General features: G+C 50.3%; 10 protein-coding genes and 1 tRNA gene. 5 read left to right on the top strand and 6 right to left on the bottom strand.

Features of this window, described 5'->3' with window-relative positions; translation table 11 throughout:
* Positions 1-2: 2 nt before the first annotated feature.
* Positions 3-1,085 (bottom strand): ABC transporter ATP-binding protein, encoded by a 1,083-nt coding sequence (locus tag HC248_RS08540; protein WP_168922121.1) that lies wholly within the window; start codon positions 1,083-1,085, stop codon positions 3-5.
* Positions 1,086-1,268: 183 nt separating this feature from the next.
* Between HC248_RS08540 and HC248_RS08535 the strand changes: the two genes are divergently transcribed.
* The 4 genes from HC248_RS08535 to HC248_RS08520 all read left to right on the top strand — a co-directional run bounded on the left by HC248_RS08535 (position 1,269) and on the right by HC248_RS08520 (position 6,727).
* Positions 1,269-2,036, top strand: coding sequence for a DeoR/GlpR family DNA-binding transcription regulator (locus HC248_RS08535; RefSeq protein ID WP_168922120.1), 768 nt, complete (start codon positions 1,269-1,271; stop codon positions 2,034-2,036).
* A gap of 30 nt (positions 2,037-2,066) precedes the next feature.
* Positions 2,067-3,584: a glycerol kinase GlpK gene (gene glpK, locus HC248_RS08530; RefSeq protein WP_168922119.1), complete on the top strand. Its 1,518-nt coding sequence runs from the start codon at positions 2,067-2,069 to the stop codon at positions 3,582-3,584.
* Between the two features lie 256 nt (positions 3,585-3,840).
* Positions 3,841-5,220, top strand: coding sequence for an FAD-containing oxidoreductase (locus HC248_RS08525; protein WP_168922118.1), 1,380 nt, complete (start codon positions 3,841-3,843; stop codon positions 5,218-5,220).
* A 238-nt stretch (positions 5,221-5,458) separates the two neighbouring features.
* Positions 5,459-6,727, top strand: coding sequence for a serine hydrolase domain-containing protein (locus HC248_RS08520; RefSeq protein ID WP_238342767.1), 1,269 nt, complete (start codon positions 5,459-5,461; stop codon positions 6,725-6,727).
* Between the two features lie 699 nt (positions 6,728-7,426).
* Here the strand turns inward: HC248_RS08520 and HC248_RS08515 are convergent.
* The 4 genes from HC248_RS08515 to HC248_RS08500 form a co-directional block, all read right to left on the bottom strand.
* Positions 7,427-7,516: transfer RNA gene (locus HC248_RS08515), tRNA-Ser, on the bottom strand.
* Positions 7,517-7,570: 54 nt separating this feature from the next.
* Positions 7,571-7,945, bottom strand: a complete 375-nt coding sequence (locus tag HC248_RS08510) for a DUF2237 family protein (protein WP_168922117.1) — start codon at positions 7,943-7,945, stop codon at positions 7,571-7,573.
* Between the two features lie 21 nt (positions 7,946-7,966).
* A complete protein-coding gene (locus HC248_RS08505; protein WP_168922116.1) occupies positions 7,967-8,884 on the bottom strand; it encodes an SPFH domain-containing protein in 918 nt (305 codons plus the stop codon).
* 51 nt (positions 8,885-8,935) lie between these two features.
* The gene (locus HC248_RS08500) at positions 8,936-9,394 is read right to left on the bottom strand and encodes an NfeD family protein (RefSeq protein ID WP_168922115.1); all 459 of its coding nucleotides are present in this window, start codon (positions 9,392-9,394) and stop codon (positions 8,936-8,938) included.
* 170 nt (positions 9,395-9,564) lie between these two features.
* On the opposite strand from HC248_RS08500, the gene HC248_RS08495 reads away from it, so the two are divergent.
* Positions 9,565-11,835 carry an arginine/lysine/ornithine decarboxylase gene (locus tag HC248_RS08495; RefSeq protein ID WP_168922114.1) on the top strand — a complete coding sequence of 757 codons (2,271 nt, stop codon included), beginning with the start codon at positions 9,565-9,567 and terminating at the stop codon, positions 11,833-11,835.
* A 157-nt stretch (positions 11,836-11,992) separates the two neighbouring features.
* On the opposite strand, the gene fabI is transcribed toward HC248_RS08495, so the two are convergent.
* Positions 11,993-12,778 carry an enoyl-ACP reductase FabI gene (gene fabI, locus HC248_RS08490; protein WP_168922113.1) on the bottom strand — a complete coding sequence of 262 codons (786 nt, stop codon included), beginning with the start codon at positions 12,776-12,778 and terminating at the stop codon, positions 11,993-11,995.
* Positions 12,779-12,911: the final 133 nt, after the last annotated feature.

Raw genomic sequence — 12,911 nt, 5'->3', positions numbered from 1 at the left:
ATTTATTCTCCTTTCGCGCGCTTAGGGGCGAGCTGTAACGCGCCAGTCGCGTCGAACAAATAAGCCTCTTGCGGGCTAAAGTGCAGTGTGATGGGTGCGCCGAGTTGAAAATAATGAACACCGGTTAACTGCGCAACCAAGTCACCAACCGAGCTGTGTACGTGAACAAAAGTGTCAGAGCCAGAAATTTCGGCCAGATCGACAGTACCGGTCAATGCCACATCGCCTGGGCGTGGGGTTACACGTAGTGCAATCGCGCGCAAACCCATGGTGATATCAGTCGCTTTTTTAGCCGGTATTGATGCGTTGTCTAACGGGCACTCGGGCCCACCACGTAGTTGCACGCCCTGCGCTGAAGCATCTGCGAGCAATAAATTCATGGGTGGGTCACTAAAAGCGCGCGCGACACGAAGTGAAATCGGTTGGTGAAAAACCTCTGCGGTTGGACCGTATTGCAGCAATTCGCCGCAATCGAGTACCGCTGTGTAGCCGCCCAACAGCAAAGCTTCACCGGGCTCGGTCGTAGCGTAAACCACTGTCGACTCGCCGGTGGCAAATAAAGCGGAAAGCTCTAAGCGCAATTCTTCGCGCAGTTTGTAATCTAGGTTTACAAGCGGCTCGTCCAGCAACATTAACGGTGCTTTTTTGATCAAAGCACGTGCCAGCGCCACGCGTTGCTGTTGTCCACCCGAGAGTTCAGCGGGCAAGCGGTCTAAAAACATTTCTATGTGCAAACGCTCAGCAACTTCGCGTACACGTTCGTCTATGTTCTCTTCCTTTCGCAGACGTAGCGGCGATGCAATATTGCGCGCCACTGTCAACGATGGGTAGTTAATGAATTGTTGGTAAACCATGGAGATGTCGCGTTCGCGAACCGATACCTCAGTGACGTCTTTACCGTCCACCAGAACCTTGCCGCGGCTGGGTTTGTCCAGTCCGGCCATGATGCGCATCAAGCTGGTTTTCCCCGCTTGTGTTGCGCCTAGTAATACCGTGACAGCACCACTTTGCAGCGCAAGACTCATGGGGTGTAGCCAGGTTTCTCTCCCCACGTTCTTACGGATACCTTCTAATACCATCTGCATGACGCATGCCTTTCACTTATGTTGGCTCAGCTGATACGGGCAGATTTTTTAAAATGCCCAGCTATGTTCGTAATGTTTCGATTATTGTTCCTTTTTTTTCTTATTTGATAATGGTTTCCCCTTAGAGGATTCTTTTAGTTTCCTTTTAAAGTAAGTCATTCGCTTTTTTTCCAAGCACTCGCAATGAATCTAAATCCCCGCCAACTCAAACTAATCGCTGTCGTGCAAGCCAAAGGCTCTACAACCGTTGAGCAACTTTCGGACGAACTTTCAGTGACTTTGCAAACCGTTCGCCGAGATGTACAGCGTTTGGCAGAAGCCGGTACATTGACGCGTTTTCACGGCGGTGTTCGTGTGCCTAGCTCGACCACAGAGAACATTGCCCACCTGCAACGTCAAAGTCTCAATACGGATGGCAAAAAACGCATTGCCCGCAGCGTTGCCAGTCAGGTGCCGAATAATTGCTCGCTTATCCTCAACATCGGCACGACTACCGAGGCCATAGCCGAAGCGCTGCTAAATCACCGCGGTCTGCGTGTGATCACTAATAATTTGAATGTGGCGGCTATTTTGAGTCGTAATGTCGACTTTGAAGTGATAGTGACTGGCGGGGTAGTGCGCTCTCGCGACCGCGGAATCGTCGGTGAGTCTGCCGTCGACTTCATACGCCAATTCAAAGTGGATATCGCAGTCATAGGAATTTCTGGCATTGAATCCGATGGCTCGCTGCGTGACTACGACTACCGAGAAGTAAAAGTCACACAAACCATCATTACTCAGGCGCGCGAGGTTTGGGTAGCCACCGACGTCAGCAAATTTAACCGCCCCGCAATGGTTGAAGTGACCACACTGTCGCAGATAGACAGAATCTTCACTGAGGCCATGCCGCCAGATCCATTTCCTGCCTTACTCAAAGAAGCCGATGTCCGCTTAGACGTCTGTCTTAACTGAGCACGCCTACCCAACACCAGAGATGCATCCATGACTTATTTATTGGCCCTTGACCAAGGCACTTCTAGTTCGCGCAGCATAATTTTTGACCACGCCGGCCATATTGTGGCCATGGCGCAAGAGGAAATGCCGCAAATCTATCCTCAACCCGGTTGGGTAGAGCATGACCCTATGGTGATTTGGCGCAGCCAATTAGCCACCGCCCAACGTGTCATGGCCAAGGCCGGCTTAACCGCCAAAGACATTCATGCGGTGGGCATTACCAACCAGCGCGAAACCACAGTGGTCTGGAACCTCAAGACTGGCCAGCCGATCCACAACGCCATCGTCTGGCAAGATCGACGGGCTGAACCGGTTTGTGCTGAACTGCGTGCCCAAGGCAAGGCGGACATGATTCAAGCTAAAACTGGCTTGCTGGTTGATGCTTATTTTTCCGGCACCAAGCTGCAATGGCTGTTAAAAAATGTGCCTGATGCACGCAAGCAGGCCGAGGCTGGAGAGTTAGCTTTTGGTACCGTCGACAGCTGGCTGATGTGGCAACTCACAGGCGGCAGCGATAGCAGTACGCGATCACAAGCGCTGCACTTAACCGATGTGAGCAATGCTTCACGCACCATGCTGTTTAACGTGCGTACCAATCAGTGGGATGAAGAATTACTGGCCTTGCTAGACATCCCCGCCAACTTAATGCCAAAGGTAAAAGCCTCCAGCGCCGACTTTGGCAGCGTTTCCAGCGCTTTGTTAGGCGGCGCGATTCGCATTGGCGGCGTCGCGGGTGATCAGCAAAGCGCCTTGTTCGGTCAAGCCTGTTTTAAAGCCGGCATGGCTAAAAATACCTATGGTACGGGCTGCTTTATGCTGATGCACACGGGTGATCAGTTTCAGACTTCAACCAACGGCTTGCTCACCACCAGCGCCGCCCAGCCCACTCGGGCACAAGCTTATGCAATCGAAGGCAGCGTTTTTGTGGGCGGTGCCGTTGTGCAGTGGTTGCGCGATGGCCTGCAAGCCATACAAGCGAGTGGTGAAGTACAAGCTTTAGCCCAAAGTGTGCCGGACTCCGGTGGCGTGATGATGGTGCCGGCTTTTACCGGCTTGGGCGCGCCTTACTGGAACCCCGAGGCCAGAGGCACTATTACTGGCATCACGCGCGGCACCACCATGGCACACATTGCGCGCGCAGCGCTTGAAAGCATCGCTTTTCAAAGTGCAGCCTTACTCAACGCCATGAGCCGTGATGCAGTGGCTAACGGCAGCCGTCCGGTCAATGAATTACGCGTCGACGGCGGCGCTTGTGCCAACGACTTGTTGCTGCAGATTCAAGCCGATTTGTTAGGCATACCTGTCGTGCGACCAGCGGTAATTGAAACTACAGCACTGGGCGCGGCTTATTTGGCGGGTTTGGGTACCGGTTTATATGCTGGGACAGACGAGTTGAGCGCTAAGTGGCGGGTTCAACGTACTTTTTTGCCCACTATGGCACGCAGCAAAGCTCAAGAGCGTATGGGTGAGTGGGAGCATGCTGTGCGGCGAGCAACCGCACCGTAAAACGATATTTCACAACACTATTAAAAATTATTTGCGTAAATGTGTAAGCGTTTGTAGTGGCTAAATTAAGAATATCAAGATTTTTTCGACCCATAAAAACAGCTTGTAAAACGCTGTTTACAAAGCAGATACCGGGATTTTTTTGAGGCGTTCAACCTAATTAACAGGGACTATTTTTAGCACTGCAAGACAAAAATTCAGTGCACCGTCTGGATAAAAAGTTGATGTAGAGTCGAGTTTTACCGTGAGGTGTACGATGCAAAACTTTGACTCTGTGGTGATTGGCGCTGGCCAAGCCGGCCCTGCGTTGGCCGTTCGACTGGCTCAAAGTGGTCGTAAAACTGCCATTATTGAACGAAAACTGATGGGTGGAACTTGCGTTAATGTCGGTTGCACACCGACTAAAACATTGATCGCCAGTGCACGGGCCGCCCACGTCGCCCGACATGCGAGCGAATTTGGCGTCATGATTTCAGGCCCGATTGAAGTCGATATGCAACGCGTCAAAGCGCGCAAAGATGCTGTCGTCAAGCAGTCCAACCAAGGTCTAACGGATTGGTTAAAAAGCACACCCAACCTCGAAATCATCGAAGGTCATGCGCGCTTTGAATCCGCAAACACCATCAAGGTAAACCAAGCACTACTGCAAGCTAAAGAAATTTTTATCAATGTAGGCGGGCGGCCATCGGTGCCCAAGATAGACGGCTTGGCCGATGTGAAATTTTTCACCAGCTCCAGCATATTGGATATAGATTACCTGCCAAGACACCTCATCATTATTGGCGGCAGCTATATCGGCTTGGAGTTCGCCCAGATGTATCGGCGTTTTGGTAGCCAAGTCACAGTACTTGAAATGGGTCCGCGCTTAATTGCTCGGGAAGATGCGGCGGTCTCATTAGCGGTGCAAGAAGTTCTTCAAAACGAAGGCATAGCGGTTCACCTCAATGTCGCTGACTTACACATTGCTAAGCACGCTAACGGTGTTTTTGTCTCAGCAAATGTTGACGCCCAGCCGATAGAGCTGACAGGCTCTCATTTATTGTTAGCCGTCGGTCGCCAGCCAAATACTGATGACCTTGGGCTAGACCTAGCCGGTGTGAAAAGCAACGATCGCGGGTTTATCGAGGTTGATGACCAACTGCGCACCAACGTCCAAGGTATTTGGACCATGGGCGACGCCAATGGCCGTGGTGCTTTTACCCATACCGCTTGGAACGACTTTGAAATAGTCGCGGCCAACTTGTTGGATAAAGACCCGCGCTTAGTCAATGACCGGATTGCCACTTACGCTTTATTCATTGATCCACCACTAGCGCGTGTGGGATTGACGGAACGCGAAGTACTGGCTTCCGGCAAGCCCGCTTTGGTGGGGCGAATGTCCATGGCCCGTGTCGGGCGCGCCCGTGAACGCAGCGAAACCCAAGGAGAGATGAGCGTCATCGTTGATGCTGAGAGTAAAAAAATCTTGGGTGCCGCTTTGCTAGGCATTGAGGCAGATGAGGTGATCCACTGCATTGTCGACGTGATGACAGCAGGTGCGCCCTACACGGTGATTCAACGCGCCGTGCATATCCACCCCACGGTGTCAGAACTTATTCCCACCTTGCTGGGGAATTTGAAACCGCTGACGGCTTGAGTCGTCTTTAAGCGCTCAAGCCTTAGCCCACAGAAACGGCAATGCACAAGCTACTTGCGCAAGTGGCGAGTCAGCCAACTGAAGGCGCATGGTTTGCGCATTGAGATTCCGCGCTCAATTAACGCGCTATATCAAACAGATGAAAAGCGCATTACTTATGACTATTGCGTGCCGATGCAAAGTGAAAAGCTATAGGCCCAACTTGCGCGACAAAACTTAGTTTGAATATCCGCCTATCATGACAAATCATTCATTCACAACCGCCACATCTAAGATGAACAAAATCGCCAACGTCAAAAAGCTGCCCACTGCAAACCCAGCAACAGTCGGCATATGCCCACAGCGTGCCGCAGATTTGCTAACCACGCTGCAAGGCGAAATTGACAATCAACGATTGCCTGGCGCGGTGGTGCTGGTGTCACGGCGCGGCAAGATCGCGCTGTTTGAAAGTCTGGGTGAGCAAGATCCGCAGACGGCGCAGCCCATGGATAAGGCATCGATTTTCCGTATCTACTCAATGACTAAACCCTTGGTCTCGTTGGCCATCATGATGTTGATGGAACAGGGTCGTGTGTTGCTGGCCGACCCGATAGAAAAGTATTTACCGGAGTACGCCGAACAAAAAGTAGCTCGCACCGAAGAAGGCAAGAAAAAAGTTAAATTACACGCAGTAGCCAAGCCAGCTACTGTGCACGACTTACTGCGCCATACTGCCGGTTTAACCTATGAGTTTTTAGGAACTTCAACGGTGCAAAAACAGTACGCTGAGGCGCGCATCGGTTCGCGCCAACGCACCAATGCCGAATTTTCTGAGACCTTGGCATCATTGCCTTTGCAGTTAGAACCCGGTACGGCTTGGGAGTACAGCCGCGCCACTGATGTGTTGGGGCGTTTAGTAGAAGTCATCAGCGGACAAACATTGGGTTCATTTTTGCGCCATCAAATTTTGATGCCATTGGGCATGGTGGATACCGCATTTTCAGTGCCACAGGCTCAGCAGCACCGTATTGCAGAACCATTTGCAAGCGATCCAGATGGCGGCCCGCCACCTATGCTAATTGACGTACGCAAAGACGTCGCAAGCGGAACTTTGTTAGAGTCTGGCGGCGGCGGATTGGTCTCAACGGCCATGGATTACGCACGCTTTTTACAATTTATGCTCAACCGCGGCGAGTTGGGCGGAGTACGCCTATTAAGCCCGCAAACGGTGGACTTTATGACAGCCGACCATCTAGGCAACTTACCAATTTATCCGCACGGCGCATCACCTCTGTTGCTACCAGCCGGACACGGATTTGGCTTAGGATTTGCAGTACGTTTAGCCAGCGGCCTAGCTGCAGTGCCAGGCAGTCAAGGCTTGTATTACTGGGGCGGCATTGCTGGCACCACTTTCTTTGTCGATCCAGCACAAGACTTATTTGCTCTGATGATGATCCAAGCCCCCAATCAGCGGGAGTATTACAGGCCGCTGTTCCGTAGTTTGGTTTATGCGGCGTTGGTGGATTAATACGAGAAGCACTTCAACACATCAGGGCTAGTTTGCGTTTTTGAATGCATGTGGATGACTCATAGATTCATTGACTTTTGGCGGAAGAGGTGGGGTTCGAACTCGTCCTAGGAATAACCCTATGCACACTTATTAGTGCGATCTCTTTTGATGCGAGCACAAATTAACCCAGAGATTTTGTGCTAATTTGCGTTTTTGATTACATGTGGAATCTCATGTATTCATTGACTTTTGGCGGAAGAGGCGGGGTTTGAGCCCGTGCTAGGCATCACCCTATGCACGCTTACCAGTGCTACTAGGTTTCAAACAGGCACAAAAAAGCCCAGAAATTCTGGACTAATTTGCGTTTTTAGTCTCACATGGAAAACTCGTGAAGTTATTAACTTTTGGCGGAAGAGGCGGGACTCTAACCCGTGCTAGGCATCACCCTATGCACGCTTACCAGTGCCACCACGTTTCAAACAGGCACAAATTAGCCCAGAAATTCTGGGCTAATTTGCGTTTTCTAGTCTCACGTGGAAAACTCGCGAGGTTATTGACATTTGGCGGAAGAGGCGGGGTTTGAGTCCGTGCTAGGCATCACCCTATACACGCTTACCAGTGCCACCACGTTTCAAACAGGCACAAAAAAGCCCAGAAATTCTGGGCTAATTTGCGTTTTTTAGTCTCACATGGAAAACTCGTGAAGTTATTAACTTTTGGCGGAAGAGGCGGGATTCGAACCCGCGGTAGGTATAACCCTACGTACGCTTTCCAGGCGTATGACTTAAACCGCTCATCCACCCTTCCGCTTAGCCTCTAAGTATAGCAGTGAGAATCTTCACATCTGCCAATTTCTCTTACTTATTGAGCAACACCTTGAAATCGATTTTTTTCAAGCTCAGATAAACCCACGAACTCCAGCGTTTTTTGATGCGTGCTCTCTAACACCACAGGCGGCGCAATGCCCGCTTGCAAAGCTTCAATCCAGCGATTGGCGCAAAGGCACCAGCGGTCGCCGGCTTTAAGTCCTGCAAAACGGTGAGCGGGCCTGGGTGTAACGAGGTCATTACCGCGTCCTGCAGAAAATTCTAAAAACGCTTGTGTCACCCGCACGCAAACCAAGTGCGAACCTTGGTCTGTTTCATCTGTGGTGCAACAGCCGTCCCGAAAATAGCCTGTTAGCGGATCGTAAGAGCAGGGCACAAGTTCTGTGCCTAAAACATTGAGTGTTGTCATTCGAACTTATCGTTTAAAGATTTATGCCTTGCCGCCAACGCTGCCTATCATGGTCATGGCGGAGGTGACCAGTGCGGAAACTTCAGTCATATTGCCCGGTATTATCAAGGTGGTCTTGGCATCCTTGGCTACTTTGGAGTAGGCCTCGACAGCTTGCTCTGCGACCTTTAATTGCACCGCTTTTTCACCACCTGGCTGGCTAATCGCAGAGGCGATCAGTTCTATGGCTTGTGCGTTGGCGGTTGCAACTGCAAGAATCGCCGCGGCTTCACCTTCTGCATTGTTAATAGCGGCTAGTTTTTCACCTTCTGAGCGGGCAATGAATGCTTCGCGCTCGCCAGTTGCAATATTGATTTGCTCTTGGCGGCGACCTTCAGAAGCTGCAATCAGGGCGCGTTTTTCACGCTCAGCTGTAATTTGCGACTGCATTGCCAACAAAATTTCTTTTGGCGGGGTCAAGTCTTTGATCTCGTAGCGCAGAACTTTCACACCCCAATTGAGCGCAGCCTCGTCAATCGCGGCGACTACTTGGGCATTGATCAAGTTGCGCTCTTCAAAGGTTTTATCCAGTTCGAGTTTACCGATCACAGAGCGCAGCGATGTCTGGGCTAGCTGCGTGACAGCGATAAGGTAGTTTGATGAGCCATAGCTAGCACGCATTGGGTCAGTGACTTGAAAATACAAAATGCCATCGACTTGCAACTGCGTGTTGTCTTTGGTGATACAGACTTGGCTGGGAACGTCCAGCGGAATCTCTTTGAGGCTGTGCTTATAGGCAACGCTATCAATAAAGGGAACCAGAAAGTTCAGGCCTGGTGTGAGTGAGGAATGGTATTTTCCCAAACGCTCTACGACCCAAGAGTTTTGCTGAGGAACTACCTTGATGCTTCGCACAATAAAAATAAAGGCAATGACCAAGATGACAATTGCAATTTCCATAAACTATCTCCTTAAATTAAAACTATCTAATACGTGACGAAATGCCAAGGTTTAGATTTTTTCCAGAACCAAGCGACTGCCTTGCAAAGCCTTGATTCGAAAGTTGCCGGTCTTATGACCGTTTTCGGTGTCAGCACCGGTAGTGTTGGTTGATTCAGATGCGGGCAAAATAGCCGTCCAATTGGCGCCGCGGTATTTGACAGTTGCCGTGCCGTCTGCATGCCAACGTTCAACATGCACACTTTGGCCTATATCTATGATCGTGTCTGGATTGCTACTGGCGTGGATTGGCTTAGGTTCTTGTAGCCTGCGCCAGTGCCATAGTGCTACCGCACCGCCACCGACAACGGCAGCGGTGATAATCTGTTCAATTACGGACAAACCCAAGTGGGCGGCGATAGCGGCGGCGGCGATACCGACGGCCATCATCAGCAAGTAAAACGTGCCAGTTGCCAGTTCTACTACGATGAGGGTTCCAGTCAGTAGCCACCAAATGGTCGATTGCTCCATTGCTTACTCCTTTATAAGTGGTGAACTTCTATTTTGTGGGTTTCTAGATAACCGTGTCTGCAAATTGACATTTAATTTTCGTACACTTTACTAATAACTAGTCTGCTTCTGCTAGATTAATACCAACCGATACACCTTTATTCTGCGTTCATGCGCAGCGTTAAACGATTATGAAATTTCGCTTCCCCATCGTCATTATTGATGAAGACTTTCGTTCTGAGAATACATCCGGCCTGGGTATTCGTGCACTGGCTCAAGCCATAGAAACAGAAGGTCTGGAAGTTTTGGGCGTGACCACATACGGTGATTTGTCGCAGTTCGCCCAGCAGCAAAGCCGAGCTAGCGCGTTTATTCTCTCAATTGACGATGAAGAATTCACGCCCGGCCCAGATTTGGATCCAGCAGTTGTCAATCTGCGTAACTTCATTGCTGAAGTACGGCGTAAAAATTTGGATGTTCCTATTTATGTCTATGGCGAGACCAAAACTTCGCGGCATATTCCCAATGACATCCTGCGTGAACTTCACGGCTTCATTCACATGTTTGAAGACACGCCCGAGTTCGTTGCGCGTCACATCATTCGTGAAGCCAAAAGCTATCTCGAAGGCGTCAAGCCACCGTTTTTTAAAGCCTTGCTTGATTACGCAGAAGACGGCTCTTACTCTTGGCATTGCCCGGGTCACTCTGGCGGCGTAGCCTTTTTGAAAAGCCCAGTGGGACAAATGTTCCACCAGTTTTTTGGTGAAAATATGCTGCGTGCAGACGTCTGCAATGCCGTCGAAGAATTGGGCCAGTTACTCGACCACACTGGTCCGATTGCGGCGAGCGAGCGCAACGCCGCGCGCATCTTCAATGCCGACCATTGCTTTTTTGTAACCAATGGCACATCGACGAGTAATAAAATTGTTTGGCACCATACGGTCGCGCCTGGCGATGTCGTCGTTGTCGATCGCAACTGTCACAAGTCCGTGCTGCATGCCATCATCATGACCGGCTCAATTCCGGTGTTTCTCAAGCCTACGCGCAACCATTTCGGCATCATTGGACCGATTCCAAAGAGCGAGTTTGAGCCGGCAGCTATTAAGGCCAAGATCAAGGCCAACCCTCTACTCAAAGGCATGGATGTAAAAGATCTAAAGCCGCGCGTGATGACATTGACCCAGTCGACTTACGACGGCGTGCTCTACAACACCGAAACAATTAAAGGCATGTTGGACGGCTACATAGACAACTTGCATTTTGATGAAGCTTGGTTGCCGCATGCAGCGTTTCATCCCTTTTATGGCAGTTACCATGCCATGGGCAAGAACCGCATTCGGCCGAAAAAAGCAGTGGTCTATGCAACCCAGTCGATTCACAAGTTGCTTGCTGGCATTAGCCAAGCCAGTCACGTGTTGGTGCAAGACTCACAAACTGTCAAACTCGATAGGCCGTTATTTAACGAGGCCTATTTAATGCACACGTCGACAAGTCCGCAGTACGCCATCATTGCCAGCTGCGATGTGGCAGCAGCCATGATGGAGCCGCCCGGCGGTACTGCTCTGGTCGAAGAAAGTATTTTGGAAGCGCTGGACTTTCGCCGCGCGATGCGCAAGATCGAAGACGAATTCGGCAAAGACGACTGGTGGTTTAAAGTTTGGGGCCCAGAAAAACTCGTCGATGAGGGCATAGGCCACTCAGACGATTGGGTTATCAAAACCGATGGTCGCAACTCCAAGTGGCACGGCTTTGGCAAGATGGCAACTGGCTTTAATATGCTGGACCCTATCAAGTCAACTATCGTCACGCCGGGTATGGACTTGAGCGGTAAGTTTGCCAAAACCGGCATACCGGCTTCTATCGTCACCAAATTCTTAGCTGAGCATGGCGTGATAGTTGAGAAAACCGGTCTGTATAGTTTTTTCATCATGTTCACTATTGGTATTACCAAAGGCCGATGGAACACTTTGCTGACGGCTTTGCAACAGTTCAAAGACGACTACGCCAAGAACCAGCGTATGTACCGCATCTTGCCGGAGTTTTGCAAAAATAATCCCAAGTACGAACAAATGGGTTTGGCTGATTTATGCCACTACGTTCACGAGCAATATGCCAAGCACGACATTGCACGCTTGACCACTGACATCTATTTAAGTGACCTCACGCCAGCTATGAAGCCAAGTGACGCCTATGCCCATATCGCGCACAGAAAAACCGACAGAGTTGAAATTGACAAGCTTGAAGGCCGAATCACAGTCGGTCTGCTCACGCCTTACCCACCGGGTATTCCGTTGTTAATTCCAGGCGAAGTTTTCAACAAGAAAATAGTCGATTACCTGAAGTTTTCACGCGAATTTAACGCTGCTTGCCCAGGTTTTGGCACCGATATTCATGGATTGGTAACTGAGGTTGATGCCGCTGGCAAGATTCATTATTTTGCGGATTGTGTGCGGCCAGAATAAGCTTGGTTAACGAAGTCTGCAGACATTTATTTCTGCAGACTTTGAAGAAAACATCTAACTTAGCTGGGGTGCGGCGTAGATTTCATGAGTCTGCGTCTCTTTTAATCTTGTGGTGGCATAAAGAGCGTTCTCAAGAGTCAAAGCTTTAATTCAAAATTTAAGCCTCTGCAATCCCACCCACCACATGGCTAAAACCGCCATCCACATAAGTAATTTCAGCGCTCACACCAGCAGCCAAGTCGCTGAGTAAAAATGCGGCTACATTGCCCACGTCGTCAACCGTCACATTGCGGCGAATCGGTGCTGCTTCTGCTACCACGCTAAGAATTTTTCCAAAACCTTTGATGCCGCTAGCGGCCAGCGTTTTGATGGGGCCGGCGCTAATACCGTTAACCCGCATGCCCTTGGGGCCCAAGGATTCGGCGAGGTAACGCACTGAGGCTTCTAAACTGGCTTTTGCCAGTCCCATGGTGTTGTAGTTCGGAACTGTGCGTATCGCGCCTAAATAGGTCAGCGTTAGCAACGCTGACTTTTGGTTGAGATAGGGAAGGGCAGCTTTTGCCATGGCCGGAAAGCTGTAGGCGCTGATATCGTGCGCAATACGGTAGCCTTCGCGCGACAAACCTTCTAAGAAATCGCCAGCAATCGCTTCGCGTGGTGCGTAGCCAATACTGTGCACAAAGCCGTCAAAAGTTGGCCAAGTTGCGGACAAGTCCTTGAACATTTTTTCGATTTGCTCGTCGCTGCCCACATCGCAGTCAAAAATCAGTTTTGAGTCAAAGTCGGCGGCAAACTCGGTAATACGGTCTTTAAAACGCTCACCCACATAGCCAAAAGCCAGTTCTGCGCCTTGTGCATGACAGGCTTTGGCGATGCCATAAGCAATCGAGCGATTTGACAAGACGCCAGTAATCAACAGTTTTTTGCCAGTAAGAAAACCCATGTGCTGTGCTCCAGTTTTTGATAGAAAAGCGGGTAGCCGGTCTGCAAGTTGCCGGCCCGTTTGTGGACACCCAAATAAGGCAGAATTGTCGCATGCGGAAATTCCTTTTTTTAAGCGGCCTGACCAGTGACGC

It is taken from the genome of Polaromonas vacuolata, from assembly GCF_012584515.1.
Taxonomy (GTDB): domain Bacteria; phylum Pseudomonadota; class Gammaproteobacteria; order Burkholderiales; family Burkholderiaceae_C; genus Polaromonas; species Polaromonas vacuolata.
Note: the sequence above shows the minus strand (reverse complement) of the source record. Positions and strands in the feature narration are given on the sequence as shown.

What these genes read in the sequence shown, in the direction of transcription:
- HC248_RS08525 (WP_168922118.1), top strand. Translation starts at nt 3,841, where the DNA reads ATGCAAAACTTTGACTCTGTGGTGATTGGCGCTGGCCAAGCCGGCCCT.
- HC248_RS08540 (WP_168922121.1), bottom strand. Translation starts at nt 1,085, where the DNA reads ATGCAGATGGTATTAGAAGGTATCCGTAAGAACGTGGGGAGAGAAACC.
- fabI (WP_168922113.1), bottom strand. Translation starts at nt 12,778, where the DNA reads ATGGGTTTTCTTACTGGCAAAAAACTGTTGATTACTGGCGTCTTGTCA.
- HC248_RS08520 (WP_238342767.1), top strand. Translation starts at nt 5,459, where the DNA reads ATGACAAATCATTCATTCACAACCGCCACATCTAAGATGAACAAAATC.
- HC248_RS08535 (WP_168922120.1), top strand. Translation starts at nt 1,269, where the DNA reads ATGAATCTAAATCCCCGCCAACTCAAACTAATCGCTGTCGTGCAAGCC.
- glpK (WP_168922119.1), top strand. Translation starts at nt 2,067, where the DNA reads ATGACTTATTTATTGGCCCTTGACCAAGGCACTTCTAGTTCGCGCAGC.
- HC248_RS08505 (WP_168922116.1), bottom strand. Translation starts at nt 8,884, where the DNA reads ATGGAAATTGCAATTGTCATCTTGGTCATTGCCTTTATTTTTATTGTG.
- HC248_RS08495 (WP_168922114.1), top strand. Translation starts at nt 9,565, where the DNA reads ATGAAATTTCGCTTCCCCATCGTCATTATTGATGAAGACTTTCGTTCT.
- HC248_RS08500 (WP_168922115.1), bottom strand. Translation starts at nt 9,394, where the DNA reads ATGGAGCAATCGACCATTTGGTGGCTACTGACTGGAACCCTCATCGTA.
- HC248_RS08510 (WP_168922117.1), bottom strand. Translation starts at nt 7,945, where the DNA reads ATGACAACACTCAATGTTTTAGGCACAGAACTTGTGCCCTGCTCTTAC.